Source organism: Bacteroides sp. 1_1_30, from assembly GCF_020982715.1.
GTDB lineage: Bacteria > Bacteroidota > Bacteroidia > Bacteroidales > Bacteroidaceae > Bacteroides > Bacteroides xylanisolvens.
This window is the reverse complement of the sequence record NZ_JAJKHN010000002.1, coordinates 44,202-65,951: the sequence shown is the minus strand read 5'-3', so window position 1 is coordinate 65,951 and position 21,750 is coordinate 44,202. Positions and strand designations below refer to the sequence as shown.

The following is a 21,750-nucleotide window of genomic DNA, read 5'->3' as shown; positions in this document are numbered from 1 at the left end:
GTTATAGTTATGAAAAAAAGTTATTGGCTATACAAAATGTGCCTGTTGCTTGGGTTGGGAATCTGTATTCCCGTTACAGGAAATGCATCGGATATCGGAGATGCTACCCTGACACAGCAACAGTCTAAAATAACAGCCTCTGGAGTCGTCGTAGACGAGTCCGGTGAAAGCCTGATCGGAGCTTCCGTCATAGAAAAAGGAGCAGCAACGAATGGTACTATTACAGACATAGACGGTCGTTTCTCTTTATCGGTTGCCCCCAACGCTATACTGGAAATCAGTTATGTAGGTTATCAAAAGCAGGACATTCCTGCTAAAAAAGACATGCGTATCATCATGCATCCGGACGTAGCGAACCTGGAGGAAGTTGTAGTGGTAGCTTACGGTACCCAGAAAAAGGTTTCTGTCATCGGTTCCGTAGCTTCCATTGATCGAAAAGATTTGATGAAATCCTCATCGCCCAACCTAAGTTCCGCTTTATCCGGAAAACTCCCAGGATTGACAACTATCCAGACCTCCGGTGAACCGGGACGTGACGAAGTCACCATGTTCCTGCGTGGTGCTGCCACTACAAACGGAACAAACCCATTAATTATGGTAGATGGAGTAGCTGTAGACGATATGCGATCTATCGACCCGAACGAGATTGCTAATATCTCCGTATTGAAAGATGCTTCCGCAACAGCAGTATTCGGAGTACGTGGTGCCAACGGAGTGATAATGATTACCACTCGTAGAGGTGAAAAAGGAACTGCCCGTATCAGTGCCAATGTAGAATTCAGCATGCAGGAAATCGCTTTCAAGCCCGAACGTCTGGATTCATGGGACTGGGTCAGACTTCGCAATGAAGCACTCGTGAACGACGGAAATTCCGCTGAATTCCTCGGGCCGGACATTGATAAGTTCGACTCATGGAAAACAGGTAATCCTGTAGACCCGGATTTTTATCCGAATAATAACTGGCAAGATATCTTGTTCAGAGATTATGCTCCCATGACCAGAGCCAACATGAACGTTTCGGGAGGTTCGGACAAACTTCAATACTTTGTAAGTGCAGGCTATCTGCATCAGGGAGGTATGTTCAACGTAGAACCTAAATCCAAGTTGGGATACAATGCCCAGTCTTCATTAGACCGCTACAACTTCCGCTCAAATATCGACTACAAAGTCAATAAGTCGGTAAAGATTAACTTAAACGCTTCCTCTTATCTGGAACGGATCAACGGAACTTCCGCAAGTATGTCAAGTGTATTCAACAGCGCTTTGACCTCACGCCCTACTTCCATGTATCTCACCCCGGAAGGTGCATACGCTACTGATGCTATACGTACTTTCCCTATTGGTGCCGGATTATCCGTAGAAGATCCCGCCAACAATTCATTGAGTGCATATCCGCTAATCAACCGTTCGGGCTATCAACTGGAAACCAGATCGGGAATCAATGTTATCGGAGGAGTAGAAATAGATTTGGGATTTATCACTAAAGGGCTCTCTGTCAAAGGCCAGGTATCTTTCGACTCCAAAGGATTTGGGAAAACAATCGGAAAACGTTCCTATACCTGGTATACGTATCAGACATTAGCTTCAGGAGAGCATTTGTTTATCAATCGCCATCCTAGCCTGGAGGACGAAGACGGCCCGATTGAACTCACAAAGTCTTCCGAATCTTATTGGGTTATGAACTTACAGGGACAAATCAACTATAACCAGACCTTCGCCGGAAAGCATAATGTCACTGCTATGTTTCTAGCTCAACGGGACATCAAAGAATCCAAAGAAACATCCGGTGACCTACTGCTTCCTTACAACGTCATCGGTATTGCCGGACGTGCAACTTATGACTATGACAGACGTTATTTTGCAGAGGTCAACGTAGGTTATAACGGCTCTGAACAATTTTCACCGGACAAACGATTTGGTCTCTTCCCGGCTGCCTCTTTCGGTTGGCTGATTACTAATGAGGGCTTCCTTCAGGATAATCCGGTTTTGACCAATCTGAAGTTAAGAGCTTCTTGGGGAAAAGTTGGTAACGACGCCTTCGGTTCAGCCCGTTTCCTTTATCTGGATAATATCAGTCAATATTCCGTAGTCACCGACAGTAAAGGAGATCATTGGTTATCCCCAAGCTTGGGATATGCTTCCAATGGTTCCGGTTGGGGACAAGGTTACAAGATAGCCGAAAACTACATAGGAAACAAAAGCATCACATGGGAAACAGCTGAAAAACAGAATTATGGTATAGACATATCCTTGTATCATGATCTTTCCTTCTCATTTGACTACTTTGTTGAAAAAAGAAAAAATATTCTGATTATCCCGCAGACTACTCCTATGATTCAAGGTCTTCCCTCATCCGCTCTTCCACTGATGAACGATGGTGAAGTAAAGAATCAGGGATTCGAAATGGTCCTCGGATATCAGAAACAATTCAAAAACGGGCTATCTGTTTCTGCTAATGCAAACTTCAGTTATGCCAAAAACAAAGTATTGGAATATGACGAGCCACTATTAGGTAAGGATTATGCTTATCGCACCCGCACCACCGGCTTCTCATTAGGACAAAACTGGGGATATATCATCGACCACAGCTATGATCCTGAAAAAGGGCGTGACGGCACAGGATTCTTCTATAGCGACGAGAGTATTGCCAAGAGCGGACTGACTTATGAAGGTGTAGGAACACCGGAACCCGGAGACTTTATTTATAAAGATCTCAACGGAGACGGTGTCATCAATGACCGTGACAAGGCTCCCATTGGCTATTCCTCCCTATTGCCTCGCATCAACTACGGTTTCTCTTTATCTGCCAACTGGAAAGGATTCGATGTTTCTATCATGTTGCAGGGAGTAGGCCAATACAGCAAGACTTATTCAGGAGCCGGTATTTATGAAAGCAGCGGCAACTTTTACAAGATGCACATGGAACGTTGGAGCGAAGAACGCTATAATAATCACGAAAAGATTACGTATCCTCGTCTGTCCAGCAGTGGCGGCCCGAGCTTGCAGCCCAACGACTTCTTTATCATGGATGCCTCATATATACGTCTGAAAAATGCAGAAGTAGGATATACATTACCGGAAAGCATCAGCAAGAAAATCGGTGCTTCCAATGTACGTTTCTATTTAAGTGGTAACAACTTGTATACATGGACTCACCTGAAGACTGACAGCTTCGATCCCGAACAAAACAGTCCGGCAGCCTATCCAACAATGCGTACGTACAATGTAGGTTTAAATATTACATTTTAACGGCTAAAACAAAACCGATATGAAAAAAAGATTGATTTATATATGCATGTTTGCTTCCTTGCTCACATTCAGTTCTTGTAATGAAGCGTTGGATGTAGCTCCCGACGGAAGATTATCACTGGACGAAGTATTCCAAGATCCCGATCTGACTAAAGCTTATTTCAGTACTTGCTTTGACTATCTGCCTAAAAAGAGTTTACGATATCATTTCTGGAGCAACTATCCCGTAGCACTTAGTGATGAAGCGTGGGATTGCACGGATGGTTCCGGTGCCGGCTTTGCACATGCCGCATCCGGCAACTGTACCACCACCGACTTCTATCTCGACGTTCGCAGAGATATGGGTGACACCTACTCAGAAGGAGGATACTGGCAGTTATACTGGGGGCAAATCCGTATTATCAACACATTCCTCCAACGGGCAGCCACCGCCGCCATACCAAGAGAAAGCGACCGTGACCGTTGGGTAGCAGAGGCTCATGTACTCCGTGCTTATTTCTATATGGAGTTACTGAAATGGTATGGTCCTGTGCCTATTGAGAAAGAGCCATACGGTTTAGACTATGATTATTCAACTCTATCACGTCCTACTTTCGAAGACTGTGCCCGATTCATTGTAGATGATTGCGAAATAGCTTTGCAATCCAGCAACCTCCCTTGGCGACTGACAACACTCAACGAGAAGATCAGAATGACCAAAGGTATCGCAATGGCTATCCGTTCCGAAGCATGTCTATTCGCAGCCAGCACTTACAACAATGGCGGCAAAGATCTTTGGGAATGGGCTTACACAATCAACAAAGACTGTCTGGAACAGCTGAAAGCCAATGGATATGAATTGTATACTAAATGTGCGGATACTGAAAAGTACTATAACAATGCTTATATGGAGTACTTTACGCTCAATAACTATATCGGAACAGATCCCAGTGATAAAGAAACAATCTGGCAAAGTACCGAAGGCTATTGGCCCGACCCATACACCAATCCTTTGTATGACGTTATCGGAGCTCCGGTATTGGGAAACGCTCAATTAACTATTGTTCCTTCCCAAGAATTAGTAGACGCCTATGATATGCTAGCAACAGGAAAGCCTGTACTGGATTTATCGAAACCTTATAACGATGAGAAGCATCTGTCACCTAATTATAACCCTAATAGCGGTTATGACCCAGCCAACCCTTATAAGGGACGTGATCCTCGTTTCCAGGCTACAATTTTTTATAATAACAGTCCTGTGCTGTTAGGAAAGGAACCGGCAGTAGTAGAAACGTACGTGGGAGGAAATAGCGAAATCCGTACAAGTGGAAATACGAATACACGTACCGGTTATTATTGGAGAAAAAGAATGGTAAACGGTAACTGTAAGGCAGCCGGAGTGGCTGGATATGATGGCCGTTTCCGTTTTTACCGATTAGGCAAAATTTATCTGAATGCCGCCGAAGCCGCTATTGAAAGCGGACACCTTACCGAAGGCCTGGAATGGATCAATGAAATCCGTCATCGCGCAGGTTTTGATCCTTCGGTTGATCTGTCGACAAACGACAAGAACGAAGCTCGTTTATTGGTACGCCACGAACGCCAGATAGAGCTGGCTTGTGAAGAAGACAGATATTTCGATATCCGCCGTTGGACACCCGCCAATGAGAATATGGAAAATGAGAAGTTTACCACAGGTATGAGAATCACCAAAAATGGAAACTCATTCTCTTATGAAAGAATCAATCTAGGAACAGACGGCAGCAAACCGAGCAAAATGAGTTATGAAAAGAAATGGCACGTATATCCTATCCCTGCCAATGAAGCAGCCGTATTGGAAGGCACGACAGGACAGACGTGGCAAAATGCAGGATGGTAATCATAAAACAGAATGTATATGAAAAACAGAATAATCACACTTTTGTGCATCGTATGCCTGTTCACAGGCAATGAAGTATGCCGGGCACAAGTGCAAGAAGTTATATCCGGTGTGGTGCGGAATGAGAGCAACGAACCTTTAGACGGCGCAATCATTTCTGTCCCGGACAATCCCGAATACACCACAAGCAGTGATAAAGACGGAAAATTCATCATGGAGATTCCGTCGGGAGCCAGTATGGTCATTTGTAAGATTCCGGGATATCGGAACCAGACAATGAAATTCACTCTGAATAAACCGGTAGAGTTTTGTCTGATATCAGACATCGCCGGTCAGGATACATCTCTCGAAGTAGCCATGCTGCAGAAAGAGAGAAAAGGAGGTTATACAGGAGCAATCTCTACCGTTCAGGGAGAAGAGTTAGTTAAAACACCTAATAGCGGATTTTCAGCTACGCTGACCGGACGCTTGGCAGGATTGACTTCTATCCAATCCACCAGCACACCAGCCGATGATGCAACAACGATGTATATACGTGGTCTGAATTCCATAAACGGTAATTCACCTTTGGTTGTACTCGATGGAATTCCGGCTCCATTATTCGATATGAATACACTCGATGCCAACACTGTAGAATCTGTCAGTATTCTGAAAGATGCCGCAGCTAAAGCATTATATGGTCCGCGAGCTTCTTCCGGAGTAATTCTTATTACTACAAAAAGAGGCGAAATAGGACGTACTAAAGTAAATGTGAACATGGACTTCTCCATACAACAGGCTACCCAGCGTCCTAAAATAGTAAGTACCGGTGAATACGCACAAATGCGTAACCAGGCCTTACTCAATGACGGTGGCACTCCACTCTATTCTTTATATGAAATAGCCGGGTTTACAGATGGAACTATGCCGGGACACGACTGGTATGACACTTTCATGAATGATGCAGCCAGTATGCAACGTTACAACGTAAATATCAGCGGAGGTAACAACCGGGTTAAATACCTTGTTAATGCCGGTTATCTTCACCAAAACAGCCTGATTGATGCAGAGAAGAATGATAATTATAATCCTGCACTCAAATTGCATCGCTTCAACATTTTAGCTAATGTGGACGTCACTCTGCATCGTTATCTAAACTGTTTCCTTAACACAAATGTCACTATCGACCGGATAAATCAAGGATACAACGGGACAGGAGATATCATGAATTCGATCTATCAGATGGCCCCCACCGTACCTGGACCTATCACCGAAGACGGAAAAGTGATTACTGCAGAATACAATGAATATCCTACTTACGGACTTATCAACCGCTCCGGATATAGCCATCAAACAGGTATCAATCTGAACGTCGCTTATGGAATGAATCTGGATCTGGGATTCCTCACTAAAGGATTGAGCGTAAAAGGAATAGTAGGTTATGAAGCAAACTATGACGGAACAATCTATGGTTCTACTGACTACGCACGTTATGCAGCCAATGGCAGCGGACTTTTCGGTACTCACACCACTCTTCCTCTAAGTTTAAGTAAGACCGCTAATATGCGCTACTTTATCAACTTCCAAGGGTTCATCAACTATAATCGTATTTTTGGAGGCAAACATGAAGTAGATGCATTTGTCAGCTATTTCAATGAGAATATGATGAAAAACGGTGATCTCCCATACGATCGTTTGTCATTAATGGGACATGTGAAATACGGCTATGATTCACGGTACTATATACAGGGAGACTTTACCTATGATGGCACAGAACAGTTCAAACCGGGTAACCGTTTTAAATTCTTCCCGACAGTATCTGCCGCTTGGGTGGTATCCAACGAAAGTTTCCTGAAAGACACAGATTGGTTGTCCTTCCTCAAAATACGCGCATCTGCCGGCTGGCTGGGCAATGACCAGATATCTGACACCCGTTTCCTGTATGCTACAGATGTACGTTATAAAGATGCAGGTTACTTACTAAGCAACTACTATGGCTTTCATACTGTAGAAGGTATGCAAGGTAATCCGTATATCCATTATGAAGAATCTTTCCAGCAAAATTACGGAATAGATGTTACCTTATTCAACTCACTAGGTATCACATTTGATTATTGGAACGTGAAACAGACCCAAATGGCTATCCAAAATAACAGTGTATCTTCTGCACAAGGTATCGCCAGTGAAAATCTGCCATTTGAAAATCTGGGTAAGATGAACAACAAAGGATTTGATCTTGAACTATCTTATATCAAGAATCTGAAATGTGGATTAAGAATGACTATCAGAGGGAATATGGGATACAATAAAAATGAAGTAACTGACATAAAAGAGTTGAACCGTACCGCCAGCGGATATTACTATCCATATCGTAAAACCGGCTATTCTGCAGGACAACAGTTCGGATATCTGATTGACTATTCCAACGGAAACGGCTACTATAATAGCCAGGAGGAAATAGATAAAAGCGGTCTGCGATTCTCTGGTGCTTCTCCGCGCCCAGGTGATTTCATTTACAAAGACTTAAATAACGACGGAAATATAGATGAGCGTGACCAGGCACCGATGGACAAAGCCCAGACACTACCTACACTTTCTTATGGTGGTTCTATTCAACTGGAATACAAAAACTTTGACTTGTATGTTCAGTTACAAGGTGTATCAGGTACAGCAGCCTATTACAGTGGATGCGGTATCTTCGATAATGCTTACCAAGGAGTGTACACAGACCTGCACCGTAATGCCTGGACAGCAGATCGCTATGCGGCAAATGAAAAAATCAGCTATCCGGCTTTGACCACAGGAAGCTCTTCAAGTCTCCAATCGAATGAATTCTTCTATTCCAAAAATAACTATATGAGATTGAAGAATGTAGTATTAGGTTATACACTTCCTAAACGTTGGAGCAGTAAGCTGAAACTGGAGAAAATGAGATTCTATATCAGCGGAGCCAATTTGTTGACCACCTCATCTCTCAAGTTCGATAATCTGGACCCGGAACAATATTCCTACTCTGTATACCCCATTTACAGAACATTTAACATAGGACTTAACCTGAATTTCTAAAGACTGAAGTTATGAAAATAAATAAAATCATATCAGGAGTATTCTCCTTACTCATATTATCCTCATTCATAGGATGTACTGAAATTGAAGATCATCCGGACGGCCGTACGGATTACAGCGATTTGTTTACCACGAACCGTAAAACGTATACTTATATGAATCAATGTTATGGATGGATTCTGAATTACGGAATGAACTATAACTATACCATGCTAGCTGGTTGTACGGATGAAGCCAAAGATTCCTGGAAACTACAGAACGGAGTTACCCGCAAATGGAATGAAGGACAATTATCTCCCTTCAGCAATCCGCTGGAGGGCATCGAAGGAAATCCGGAAAACTACAATTATTATTATCAAGGGATTCGTGCCTGCAACATCTTTCTTGCCAATATCCCTACTGCCAGTGTCTACTCGGAAGATATACGTAACAGTTTCAAGGCACAGGTACTTACATTACGCGCTTTCTATTATCTTCAATTGGTGAAACGTTATGGAGGTGTTCCCATCATAACAACTCCCGACTACGATTATACCAAGGTTAAAAGAGGTACATTTGGCGAGTGTGCCCGCCAAATATTAGCTGATTGTCAGGCTGCTATTGATATTCCCACTGTTGAAGAATGGGGATGGCGTTCCTTAGATAAGGAGAACTACCGTCACGTTATGACAAAAGCCATCTGTGCAGCCATCCGTTCACAGATATCACTCTATGCAGCCAGTCCTCTGTACAATGACGGAACAATCACTTGGACAGAAGCCGCAGAAATTACTAAAAAGTCTCTGGATGACTGTCTGGCGAACAATTATGAACTTTATAAGAAACAGCCGAATGCTACAGCTGGTTATTCTCCTTATGATGTGTATTTCTATTCGCGCACTGACTTGCCGGTAGTTAATGACAAAGAAACCATTATGGAAGTTGGACAAATGTATATGTGGAATTATGCTGGCCTGCCAACTACCGACGGCCAGACAGATGCCGGTGCGTGTCCGTCGCAAGAGCTACTTGATGCCTATGAAGTTGTGAACGGTGACATGACAGAATCTTATCCTCTGCTCAATTTAGAGAGCCCTTATCTAGATGCCAATCATCTGCAGCCTAACTTGAATTCGGCTGTTCAAGGTCTCTACAATCAAGCCAAACCGTATGAGAACCGTGATCCGCGTCTTAAAGCTTCTATTTATTATGATGGTTCCAAACTAAACCTGGAAACCGGTGCACTACTCTCAACCAAGACAGGAGGAAACTGTGCACTTGATCCCAGTAATGCACGTTACACCTGTACCGGCTATTATACACGTAAGTTCTCGCATTATAAATCCGGACGTTCCGGCAATCTGGATGGCTACTTCAAAGAGTTCCGCCTGGCTGAATTATATTTGAATTATGCAGAGGCAGCTAATGAAGCATCCACTACCGGAACTGTACCCAATGATGCGGTAGACGCAGTCAATGCAGTACGTTCCAGAGTAGGTATGCCAGGCATTCCTTACGGATTATCCTGTGATCAGTTTCGTCTGCGAATCAGGAACGAAAGACGCGTAGAACTTGCTTTTGAAGAACACCGCTTCTTTGATGTACGCCGTTGGAAGATACTGGATCAAACAGATAAAGTAATCACCGGAATGAAAGCAAACTCAGATGGAAGTTACTCCCGTTTTGTAGTAGATAATAACCGAAAAGCATATAGTGAAAAATTCCTATTATATCCAATACCGGGTGACGAAGCAATCCGGTTACAGAATGCTTCAGGAACTAACTGTCAGAATCCGGGCTGGTAATCAAATCTAAAAAATACAGATTATGCAAAAGTGGTTATTAACTATTATTATTGCCATACTTCCTGTTATCACTGCATGTTCTAAAACCGATACGGAAGTATCTGCACCGGAAGAAGAAACAGGAAAGAAAACAGAGATTAAGTTCCTTCAACTCAACTTATGGGTGGAGTGTACCAAGGTGGAGCATGCTCCGGAATATCTGATAGAACAGATTGCTACCCTACAGCCAGACATTGCTACATTTTGCGAATTATATAAAGGTCCACAAGACGATCCCGTGATGCCTAAACTAATGCAAGGGCTTAAAGATAAGGGACTCATCTATTACGATGCACGAATAGACGGAAGAGCGGTCATATCAAAATATCCGTTCAAAGAGACAGAACGCATCAACAAATGGATGTTCAAAGCGATTCTGGATGTCAATGGGAAACGAGTGGCCGTTTACCCGGCACATTCAGAGTATCGTTACTACACCTGTTACTATCCCCGGGGATACAATGACGGTAGCGTTAATTGGGATAAACTTCCGGCTCCTATCACTGATGTAAACAAGATACTTGCTGTCTGCGAAGAATCAGACCGTATAGAATCCGCCCAAGCTTTTATCAACAACGCTGCCAAAGAGCTAGAGCAAGGAGCACTCGTGTTTTTTGCCGGAGATCTGAATGAGCCTTCTTATCTGGATTGGCAGGCCGATACAAAAGATCTATTCGATCATCGCGGATGTATCGTCAATTGGGGAACTTCCAAATTGTTGGTTCAACGGGAATATAAAGATGCCTACCGGGTAATTCATCCCGATCCGGTGAAATGTCCAGGATTCACTTTTCCAGCAGACAATAAATCAGTCATTCCAGAGAATCTCTCATGGGCACCGGAGGCAGATGAACGCGAACGAATTGATTTCGTTTACTATTATCCAAATAAAAATCTACAAATAAAAAGTGCCCAGATAGTAGGTCCAACAGGCTCTATTGTACGCGGACAAAGAATAGAAGAACAAACCAAAGATCCAATCATTCCGCCCGTAAACAATCAGTGGCCAAGCGATCATAAAGGAGTGCTGATTACGTTTTATATCAAAGAGTAATTACAATGATTAACAGGATGCAAAAGTGGATATACGTCATTATACTCCTGACCGGATACTCAATAAGAAGTTATACACAGAAGACCATAAATCTCAATATTCCTGTTGAGCAAAACTGGATGTTCGATAACGAACATCCAGTACGCTTCATGCTGGAATTGACATCTGCACAGTCAGGTTTTTCGGATAGGATACGCATGGACATTGCAACAGATTTCGGCAATGCTGTATCGTCTACCTTTATAACCTACTCTTTCGGAACAGATTCGATAGCTCCCGGTGGAGGCTTTCGCAGTCGTGCATCAGTCACTCTCACGAATCTCACTCCCGGATTTTACCAGGTTTGTTTCATTGCCGGCACCGACACTCTGAAACATTTCTTCTTTGGATACGAAGCCGAACAGATTTTATCCAAACCGGATGGTCCCCCTAACTTAAAAAGATTTTGGAATAAAACCATCACCGAACTTAAACGTGTACACCCTGCCTATAAAATGACACGTCTACCTGAATCTTCGAAGCCAGAGCGTGATGTTTACGAAGTAGAAATGCGCTCGCTTGAAGGAGAAATCTTACGGGGGTATTGGGCAGTCCCAACAGATGGTCAGAGTCATCCGGCCGTAGTGGTTTATCAAGGTTATGATGCCGTCACCTGGATTCCCAGTCCCGACGACTATCCCGGTTGGTGTATCTTGGTCATTCCACCCCGTGGACAAGGCCTCAACAAACCTTATAACCGCTTTGGTGAGTGGATTGCTTTCGGACTGGATTCACCCAAACATTACTATTACAGAGGTGCTTTTGCTGATACAGTCCGCAGTATTGATTTTATTTTTGCTCAGCCATGCTTTGACGGACAAAACCTTTTTGCTACAGGTATTTCGCAAGGTGGAGCGCTCACACTAGCAGCAGCGTCACTCGACCATCGTATTTCCGCAGCTGCGCCTATCGTACCCTTTCTGTCAGACTATCCCGATTATTTCCGTTTGGTTCACTGGCCTGCCAACTTGGTATTCGAAGGAGCTGCCCGGCAGAATATTGACAAAGATAAAATATTCTCATTACTAACTTACTTTGACTTGAAGAATCTGACCGGATGGATCAAATGCCCAGTATTAATGGGATTCGGACTTCAGGACAACATTACACCACCACATACAAATTTTGCAGCATACAATCACATCCGTACACCTAAACGCTGGATATGTTACCCTACATCAGGACACTTTGCAGCTTATGAGAACATGGACTCATGGATTGCTGAAAGTACTCGTTTTTTCAATCAGTATGTAGTGTGGTAATAATCTGAACTGATAAAAACGAAACAGGCACAAACACTATAACAAGAGGTTAGTTAGGTTAGAAACCAGAAGAGTAATTCTGTTAAATAGAATTCTCTTCCGGTGTTTTATAGTTACTTTCTTCTAATAAGATTCACTGAAATCGAATAAAAACAATATATTTGCATAGATGTAAACACCTTAAAAAATAAATTAGTGAGAAAAGTAATTCTTTTATTTCTGCTATTTTTAAGCGTAGCTGGAGTCCGCACACAAGGTCAAAACATCACTTTTAGCCACTTGACCACGGACGACGGACTCTCCCAATTTTCTGTCAATAGCCTTTATATTGATGAACGGGGGATTATATGGATTGGCACGCGTGAAGGACTGAACCGGTATAACGGTAACGATATCAAAAGTTTCAAACTTAATAAAAACGATCCGAACAGTTTGTTCAGCAATACAGTGCTGCGTATCACCGGAAACAAAAACGGGAAGGTATACCTGCTCTGTACGGACGGGGTAGCAGAGTTCGATCTGACCACACAAAGATTCAAAACGTTGCTGCAAGGCAATGTGGATGCTATTTATTTCAACGAGAAATTATATATCGGGAAAAGAGAAGAAGTGTTTGTATATAATGAAAGTACCGGAAACTTCGATCTCTACTATCATCTTGCCGGAAAAGATATCACCCTCTCCTGCCTCCACCTGGACGAAAAGAAAAATCTGTGGATGGGAACTACCAGTAACGGACTTTACTGTTTATCGGGAGACAAAAAGATTTCCCAACCTGTCACAAGAGGTAATATCGCGAGTATTTACGAAGATTCGTCTAAAGAATTATGGATCTGTACCTGGGAAGAAGGACTCTACCGGATAAAAACAGATAGTACCATTGAGAACTTCCGTCATGATCCTAAAAATCCAAACAGTATTTGCACCGATTTCGTAAGGAGTTGCTGTGAAGATAATGCAGGAAATCTGTGGATAGGAACCTTTCACGGGTTAAATCGCTATGAAAAGAGCACAGGTAAATTCCAACTTTACACTGCCAACGCGAACAAACCCGACGGACTTACCCACTCCTCCATCTGGTGCATCGTCAAAGATGAACAAGGAACAATTTGGCTGGGTACTTATTTCGGAGGTGTCAACTATTTCAATCCAGAATATGAAATCTATACCCGTTACAAAACCGGAGATACAGAGAAAGAAGGTCTAAGTAGTCCGATCGTCGGTAGAATGACTGAAGATAAGGACGGAAACCTGTGGATTTGTACCGAAGGCGGCGGCGTGAATGTGTATAACCGGAAGGATAACACCTATCGGTGGTATCGCCACGAAGAGGGCAAAAATAGCATTTCCCATAACAATGTCAAAGCAATCTACTACGACCGGACTAATGAAATCATGTGGATAGGTACACACTTGGGAGGATTGAACAAACTCGACCTGCGTACTAACCGTTTCACAGTCTACCGAATGAAAGCCGGAGACCCAACCTCACTACCTTCGGATATCGTCCGAGACATTGTACCTTATAAGGACAAGCTGGTTGTCGCCACACAAAACGGTGTTTGTCTTTTCAATCCGGCAACAGGCGCTTGCCAACAGCTCTTCAAAGAGACTAAAGAAGGAAGAGGTATTGGCATGGTAGCCAGTCTTTGCATTGATAAAGACGGTACATTGTGGATTGCGGCTACCGGGGAGGGTGTTTATTCTTACCGGTTCGACAGCGGTAAACTTACTAATTATCCACACAATCCCGCTAATCCGAACAGTCTTAGCAACAATAATATCAACAGTATCATGCAGGACAGTAACGGTAATCTGTGGTTCTGCACCTCCGGAAGCGGTCTCGACCGTTACCGTAAGGCAAGTGATGACTTTGAAAACTTCGATGTACAGACAGATGGTTTATCCAGCGACTGTATCTACGAAGTATGCGAATCGTCCATACAGAAAGGAGACTTATTGCTGATTACCAATCAGGGATTCTCACAGTTCAACTATCCAAGCAAGAAATTCTATAATTACGGTACGGAAAATGGATTCCCGTTGACTGCCGTCAATGAAAACGCACTATTTGTGACACATGACGGAGAAGTATTCCTTGGCGGTATTCAGGGAATGATTTCTTTCTGGGAGAAGAAATTACATTTCACTCCTAAATCGTATAATATCATTCTTTCCCGCCTGCTTGTCAACGGAAAAGAAGTAGTTCCGGGAGATGAAAGCGGCATCCTGGAACAGTCGATCTGTCATACTCCGGAAATCAGTCTGAAAGCGAATCAATCGATGTTTAGCATCGAATATGCCACTTCCAACTTCATCCCTGCCAACAGAGATGAAATTCTCTATCGCCTGGAGGGTTTCTCGGACGAATGGAACCATACTTACCGGAAGCAAACGCTGATTACTTATACAAACCTGAATCCGGGTAAATATACCCTTGTCATCAAATCACAGAGGGAAGGAATAAAAGAGGCCAGACTGCTGATTATCGTACTCCCTTCATGGTATGAGACATGGTGGGCTTACCTGATTTATACCATTGTCACTATCAGTCTGTTATGGTATCTTATTCAGAACTATAATTCGCGCATCAAACTCCGTGAGTCTTTGAAGTACGAAAAGAAGCATATTGAAGACCTTGAAGCATTGAACCAGTCAAAACTCCGTTTCTTCACTAACATCTCGCACGAATTCCGCACACCGTTAACGCTGATCGTGGGACAAGTGGAAACTTTGTTGCAGGTGCAGACATTTACGCCTAATATATATAATAAGGTGTTGGGAATCTACAAGAACAGTCTCCAATTACGGGAACTGATTACGGAACTTCTTGATTTCCGTAAACAGGAACAGGGACACATGAAGATCAAAGTAAGCCAGCACAACCTGGTTAACTTCCTGTATGAGAATTATCTGCTCTTCCTCGAATACGCCAGCAGTAAACAAATCAACTTCAAGTTCAACAAACAAAAGGATGACATTGAAGTGTGGTATGACCAAAAGCAGATGCAGAAAGTAATAAACAACCTGCTGTCTAATGCAGTGAAGCATACCAAGGCCGAAGATACGATTTCGATTAATGTATCGCAGGAGAAAGACCATGTCATCATTGAAATAAAAGATACCGGTACAGGTATCGCCGCAGCCGAAATTGATAAGATATTCGACCGTTTCTATCAGACCGAGCATCTCAACTCGCTGAATACCGGAGCCGGTACAGGCATCGGACTGGCACTGACGAAAGGTATTGTGGAACTTCATCACGGCACAATCCGGGTGGAAAGCGAGCCGGGCAAAGGAAGCAGTTTCATTATCACCCTCAAACTAGGCAAGGAACACTTCACAGAAGAGCAAATAGCGAAAGATGATACGGAAACCATCCAGCAAACAGAGACTATTGTTCCTTCAGTAGAAATAATCCCTGATTCGGAATGGAAAGAAGAAGATAACAAGCGTATCGAAGACGCCAAAATGCTGATAGTGGAAGACAATGAATCTATCAAGCAGATGTTAGCCGGTATTTTCGAAACATTCTATCAGGTCAGTACGGCTTCCGACGGAGTAGAAGCATTAGAGATGATACAGAAGGATATGCCGAGCATCATTTTAAGTGATGTCGTAATGCCACGCATGTCGGGTACGGAACTTTGCAAACAGATCAAGACAGACTTTAATACTTGCCATATTCCGGTAGTATTATTAACTGCACGTACTGCTATAGAGCACAATATCGAAGGTTTAAAGATTGGTGCGGATGATTATATCACGAAGCCGTTTAATACCAATCTTCTGATTTCCCGCTGCAATAACCTGGTTAACTCCCGCCGGCTATTGCAAGAGAAGTTCAGCAAACAACCGCAGGCTTTTGCTCAAATGTTGGCTACCAACCCGATGGATAAGGAGATGCTCGACCGCGCGATGGCCATTATCGAACGTCATCTGGACAATACAGATTTCAACGTTAATATCTTCGCCCGTGAAATGGGTATGGCACGTACAAACCTGTTCACCAAATTGAAAGCAGTTACAGGCCAGACCCCGAATGATTTCATCTTAAGCATACGTCTCAAAAAAGGCGCTGTCATGTTAAGGAATAACCCGGAACTGAATATCACGGAGATTTCTGACCGGATTGGGTTCTCCTCCTCCCGCTATTTCAGTAAATGTTTCAAAGAGATTTATCACGTCAGTCCGCTGGCTTATCGTAAAGGAGAAGAGAGCGAAGAAGAAGGAGACGGAGAAGAAACAGATTAACAGGTAACTCTATAAGCACTCTTGCAAAATAATCTTATATTATTAGGCACGGATCACACGGATTTCACGGATAAAAAAACGCTGAGTATGAGAACAACAGCATTAATCCGTGTGATCCGTGCCTAAATTTATGATATAAACGGTTTCTTAGTCCGGACATCTTCGCCCGAATAAAGAAGGTAACTTCTTAAGTGTACTATTTTGTACTTCACTTGTACATTCCTACTCATTCTTTTTCTTCCATTCGCTTATCTTTGTGTTCATTACATTATTTCCTAAAACATTCAGCATTATGAAAAACGTTTCGCGTCTACTTCCCCTATTGTCTGGCATCGTCACGCTGTCAGGATGCAATCATGCACCCCAAAAGAACAATGGGCAGAATAGCCAAAAGCCTAACATTATTTATATATTTGCAGATGATCTCGGCATTGGTGATTTAAGTTGTTATGGAGCAACAAAAGTGAGCACTCCCAACATTGACCGGTTGGCAGGACAAGGAGTACAATTCACCAATGCTTATGCAACTTCTGCCACCAGCACCCCTTCCCGTTTCGGACTCCTGACAGGTATGTATCCCTGGAGACAGGAAAACACAGGAATCGCTCCCGGTAACTCCGAACTCATTATCGACACTACCTGCGTCACCATGGCAGATATGCTGAAAGATGCAGGATACGCAACCGGTGCAGTAGGGAAATGGCATCTGGGACTCGGTCCGAAAGGTGGAACCGACTTTAACAACCCAATTACCCCTAACGCGCAAAGCATCGGTTTCGACTACGAATTTATTATTCCGGCTACCGTAGACCGTGTACCTTGTGTATTTGTAGAAAACGGACATGTCGTAGGACTTGACCCCAATGACCCTATCACCGTAAGCTACGACCACAAAGTAGGCGACTGGCCTACGGGAGAAGAGAATCCGGAGCTCGTCACTTTAAAGCCCAGCCAGGGACACAACAATACAATTATCAACGGCATTCCCCGCATCGGTTGGATGACCGGAGGAAAATCCGCCCTTTGGAAAGATGAAGACATAGCCGATATCATCACTCATAAGGCTAAAAATTTCATTGCATCCCATCAGGAAGAACCCTTCTTCTTATATATGGGTACGCAAGACGTACATGTACCGCGCATCCCCCACCCACGTTTCGCAGGCAAAAGCGGACTCGGCACTCGTGGCGACGTCATCCTGCAACTGGACTGGACCATAGGTGAAATCATGCACACACTGGACAGCCTCCACATCGCAGACAACACCATCCTGATCTTTACCAGCGATAACGGTCCTGTTATCGACGACGGCTATCAAGACCAAGCTTACGAACTTCTCAACGGACATACTCCAATGGGTATCTACCGTGGTGGAAAATACAGCGCTTACGAAGCGGGTACACGCGTTCCATTTATTGTCCGTTGGCCTGCCCGGGTGAAGCCGAACAAGCAACAAGCTCTTTTCTCTCAAATAGATGTGTATGCATCGCTCGCTTCACTTTTAGAGCAACCTTTACGCAAGGGAGCTGCCCCCGACAGTCAGGAGCATCTGAACGTTCTCCTCGGCAAAAATAATACAAACCGTGAGTATGTCGTTCAACAGAATCTCAATAACACACTTGCCATCATAAAAGGTCAATGGAAATACATCGAACCGAGCGACGGCCCTGCTATCGAACATTGGACGAAAATGGAGTTAGGCAACGACAAACAGCCTCAACTTTACGATTTATCCTCCGATCCATCGGAGAAAACGAATGTATCAAAACAATATCCCGACATAGTGAAAGAATTATCTGAATTACTGGAATCCGTTAAAGAAAAATAGTTTATGAGAACAGAAAAATTGTATGATTTTGCACCAATCTTGAATAATTCTATCCATATTAGAATATTCAATCCGTCTATCTTTGCAAGCGTAGATTCAATAAAATCACTTAATTTTTAATATATGAAAAAACATTTATCCACTCAAACTAGAAAAAGGATGCTCTCCTCCATCGGACTGATCTTGTTTTCTGTTTCTTTTGTACTTGCACAGGTACTTGTTAAAGGTACAGTGAAGGATAACTTAGGAGAAGGAGTGCCGGGAGCCAGTGTTCAGGTAAAAGGTACTTCGCAAGGAACAATCACTGACCTTGACGGTAAATTTGCTTTTAACGTGCCCAATAAGAATTCAATATTGGTTATTTCTTTCATTGGTTATGTCACTGTAGAAATAAAGGCGGATACTCAAAAGCCAATGGTTATCACATTGAAGGAAGACACAAAGACATTGGACGAAGTGGTAGTAGTCGGCTATCAGGAAATACGCAAGAAGGATCTGACGGGTTCTGTTGCCAAAGCCAGCATGGCAGAACTTCTTAGCACTCCGACTGCTTCTTTCGGCGAGACATTAGGCGGACGTATTGCCGGTGTCAACGTAAGTTCGGGCGAAGGTATGCCGGGCGGACAGATGAACATCGTCATCCGTGGTAACAACTCTTTGACACAGGACAACTCTCCTCTTTATGTCATTGACGGTTTCCCGGTGGAAGACCCTTCCATAGCCGCAGCCATCAATCAGAACGATATTGAGTCACTCGATTTCCTGAAGGATGCCTCCGCTACTGCTATCTACGGTGCCCGTGGTGCCAATGGTGTCGTGATGATTACAACCAAGAAAGGAACAATCGGCCAGCCTAAAATTAAATATGACGGAAGTTTCGGTATTCAGCATATCACCAAAACGATTCCGATGATGGATGCATACGAGTTCGTCAAACTACAGGCAGAACGTAGTCCCAAAGATATGGAAACTACCTACTTCATGGATTATGACGGTAAGAAATGGGGACTGGAAGATTATAGGAATATCCCGCAATATAACTGGCAGGATGAAATCTTCCGCAGCGCATGGATGCAAAGCCATAATGTCAGCCTGACCGGTGGTTCGGAAGGAGTTCGCTACAATGCTTCTTTATCTTATTATGACCAGGACGGTATCTTATTGGAATCAAACTACAAACGTGTACAAGGCCGTATGGGTACTACCATCCAAAAGAAGAAACTGAAAATCTATCTGACAACCAACTATTCAAGCACTACAACCACTGGTGGTTCTCCTTCCCAGAACTCATACAGTGGTATGAATAACCTGTTCTATAGTGTATGGGGATATCGCCCTGTGACCGAACCGGACAGACCATTAAACTCGTTGATGGATAACATCATGGACGACGCGATAAACAATACCAACGACTATCGTTTCAACCCTATCATGTCTTTGAAAAATGAATATCGCAAGACGTACGCGAACTATATCCAGTTCAACGGATTTGCAGAATATGAATTTATCAAAGGATTGAAGTTGAAAGTTTCCGGCGGTTACACATTCGATACCCGCAAAGGAGAAACATTCAACAACTCGAAAACTCGTTATGGTAATCCGAAATCATCCGATAAGGTGAATGCAGAAATCTACCATTCTCAACGTGCAACGTGGTTGAACGAAAATATTCTAACCTATCAGACCAATATCAAACGGAAGCATTTCTTTAATAGTATGGTAGGTGTAACTCTGCAAAATTCTGACTATGAATACTATTCATACAAGACAGTGCAAATTCCAAACGAAGCACTCGGGATGGCAGGAATGAGTGAAGGAACTCCCAGTACGACCAAATCATTAAAGAGTTCCTGGTCTATGCTCTCTTTCCTGGGACGTTTGAACTATAACTACAAATCATTGTATTATGCAACGGTTTCTTTCCGTTCCGACGGTTCTTCCAAATTCCGTGGTGATAACCGTTTCGGCTATTTCCCTTCCGGTTCATTGGCATGGGGATTCATGGAGGAAGATTTTATGAAACCATTGAAGTCTGTTGTTTCTTCCGGTAAATTAAGAGCAAGCTGGGGATTGACCGGTAACAACCGTGTAGGCGAGTATGATACGTATGCTTTATATCAGATATTAAAAGATAAAGTTGGAGATTTTATTTCGATCGGTAGCCTACCGAGTGGTGTATATCCGTTCGAAAACAGCCTGACAAGTGTAGGTACAGTGCCCACTTCCTTAAGAAACAGAAAACTGAAATGGGAGACTACCGAACAGTGGAACCTAGGCCTGGACTTAGGCTTCCTGGACGAACGCATCGGATTAACCGTAGACTGGTATCGTAAAACGACTCGTGATTTGTTGCTGAATACTGCACTTCCCACCTCTTCCGGTTATTTCAGTGCCATGAAGAATGTAGGAAAGGTACGCAACCAAGGTATCGAGCTCACATTGAACACAACCAATATCAAGAACCGTCATTTCTCATGGACTACTAACTTTAATATCGCATTCAACAAGAACAAAGTATTAGAATTGGCCGAAAACCAATCTTCTCTGTTGAGTGCAGCCAAATTTGACCAGAACTATAACTCTCAATACAGCTACATTGCCAAAGTGGGTTATCCGATGGGAATGATGTACGGATTCATCTACGAAGGTACATACAAATACGAAGATTTCGACAAAGTAGGTGATACATATACACTGAAACGCAATGTTCCGTATTTCTCTTCCGAAAGTAATACACAACCGGGTATGCCGAAATACGCAGACCTGAATGGTGACGGTATCATCGACGATAACGACCGCACTATGATCGGTAACGGTATGCCGAAACATACGGGCGGATTTACCAACAATTTCGAATACAAAGGATTTGACTTGAGCATCTTCTTCCAATGGTCGTATGGAAACGATGTATTGAATGCCAACCGCCTGTTCTTCGAGAACAGCAATAAAACACGTGACTTGAACCAATACGCAAGTTACGCAGACCGCTGGACACCGGAAAATCCGGAAAGTAATATTCCGAGAGCTACCGACTCCGGTTCTAACAAAGTGTTCTCTACACGTATTATCGAAGATGGTTCGTTCCTTCGTCTGAAGACCGTGTCTTTAGGATATACACTGCCGAAACAACTGACCAAGAAATGGAAGATAGACAATGCACGCGTATTCGTTGCCGGTCAGAATCTATGGACATGTACAGGGTATTCCGGTTACGACCCGGAAGTATCTATCCGTGAAGGCGCACTGACTCCGGGACTGGACTTCTCCGCTTATCCGAGAGCCTACTCTATCAGTTTTGGTATAAACTTAGGTTTCTAATCAATCATCCTTCAAACAAT

General features: G+C 43.3%; 9 protein-coding genes. All 9 read left to right on the top strand.

What is annotated here, in order from left to right; genetic code table 11:
• The first annotated feature begins 9 nt into the window (after positions 1–9).
• The 9 genes from LPH68_RS00825 to LPH68_RS00785 all read left to right on the top strand — a co-directional run bounded on the left by LPH68_RS00825 (position 10) and on the right by LPH68_RS00785 (position 21,730).
• Positions 10–3,249 (top strand): TonB-dependent receptor, encoded by a 3,240-nt coding sequence (locus LPH68_RS00825; RefSeq protein WP_008641742.1) that lies wholly within the window; start codon positions 10–12, stop codon positions 3,247–3,249.
• Positions 3,250–3,268: 19 nt separating this feature from the next.
• Positions 3,269–5,107, top strand: a complete 1,839-nt coding sequence (locus LPH68_RS00820; RefSeq protein WP_004310363.1) for a RagB/SusD family nutrient uptake outer membrane protein — start codon at positions 3,269–3,271, stop codon at positions 5,105–5,107.
• A 12-nt stretch (positions 5,108–5,119) separates the two neighbouring features.
• Positions 5,120–8,152, top strand: a complete 3,033-nt coding sequence (locus LPH68_RS00815; protein ID WP_009039092.1) for a SusC/RagA family TonB-linked outer membrane protein — start codon at positions 5,120–5,122, stop codon at positions 8,150–8,152.
• 11 nt (positions 8,153–8,163) lie between these two features.
• Positions 8,164–9,936, top strand: coding sequence for a RagB/SusD family nutrient uptake outer membrane protein (locus tag LPH68_RS00810; RefSeq protein ID WP_230296834.1), 1,773 nt, complete (start codon positions 8,164–8,166; stop codon positions 9,934–9,936).
• A gap of 22 nt (positions 9,937–9,958) precedes the next feature.
• Positions 9,959–11,029 carry an endonuclease/exonuclease/phosphatase family protein gene (locus LPH68_RS00805; RefSeq protein WP_230296833.1) on the top strand — a complete coding sequence of 357 codons (1,071 nt, stop codon included), beginning with the start codon at positions 9,959–9,961 and terminating at the stop codon, positions 11,027–11,029.
• A gap of 5 nt (positions 11,030–11,034) precedes the next feature.
• A complete protein-coding gene (locus tag LPH68_RS00800) occupies positions 11,035–12,330 on the top strand; it encodes an acetylxylan esterase (RefSeq protein WP_004310359.1) in 1,296 nt (431 codons plus the stop codon).
• Positions 12,331–12,525: 195 nt separating this feature from the next.
• Positions 12,526–16,584 (top strand): two-component regulator propeller domain-containing protein, encoded by a 4,059-nt coding sequence (locus LPH68_RS00795; protein WP_151921802.1) that lies wholly within the window; start codon positions 12,526–12,528, stop codon positions 16,582–16,584.
• 292 nt (positions 16,585–16,876) lie between these two features.
• The gene (locus tag LPH68_RS00790) at positions 16,877–18,412 is read left to right on the top strand and encodes a sulfatase-like hydrolase/transferase (protein WP_049701570.1); all 1,536 of its coding nucleotides are present in this window, start codon (positions 16,877–16,879) and stop codon (positions 18,410–18,412) included.
• Between the two features lie 159 nt (positions 18,413–18,571).
• Positions 18,572–21,730, top strand: a complete 3,159-nt coding sequence (locus LPH68_RS00785) for a TonB-dependent receptor (protein ID WP_049701569.1) — start codon at positions 18,572–18,574, stop codon at positions 21,728–21,730.
• Positions 21,731–21,750 lie beyond the last annotated feature (20 nt).

Bases quoted from the DNA above. Each gene is read 5' to 3' on its own strand.
- LPH68_RS00825 (WP_008641742.1), top strand. From the start codon at position 10: ATGAAAAAAAGTTATTGGCTATACAAAATGTGCCTGTTGCTTGGGTTG.
- LPH68_RS00820 (WP_004310363.1), top strand. From the start codon at position 3,269: ATGAAAAAAAGATTGATTTATATATGCATGTTTGCTTCCTTGCTCACA.
- LPH68_RS00815 (WP_009039092.1), top strand. From the start codon at position 5,120: ATGTATATGAAAAACAGAATAATCACACTTTTGTGCATCGTATGCCTG.
- LPH68_RS00810 (WP_230296834.1), top strand. From the start codon at position 8,164: ATGAAAATAAATAAAATCATATCAGGAGTATTCTCCTTACTCATATTA.
- LPH68_RS00805 (WP_230296833.1), top strand. From the start codon at position 9,959: ATGCAAAAGTGGTTATTAACTATTATTATTGCCATACTTCCTGTTATC.
- LPH68_RS00800 (WP_004310359.1), top strand. From the start codon at position 11,035: ATGATTAACAGGATGCAAAAGTGGATATACGTCATTATACTCCTGACC.
- LPH68_RS00790 (WP_049701570.1), top strand. From the start codon at position 16,877: ATGAAAAACGTTTCGCGTCTACTTCCCCTATTGTCTGGCATCGTCACG.
- LPH68_RS00785 (WP_049701569.1), top strand. From the start codon at position 18,572: ATGCTCTCCTCCATCGGACTGATCTTGTTTTCTGTTTCTTTTGTACTT.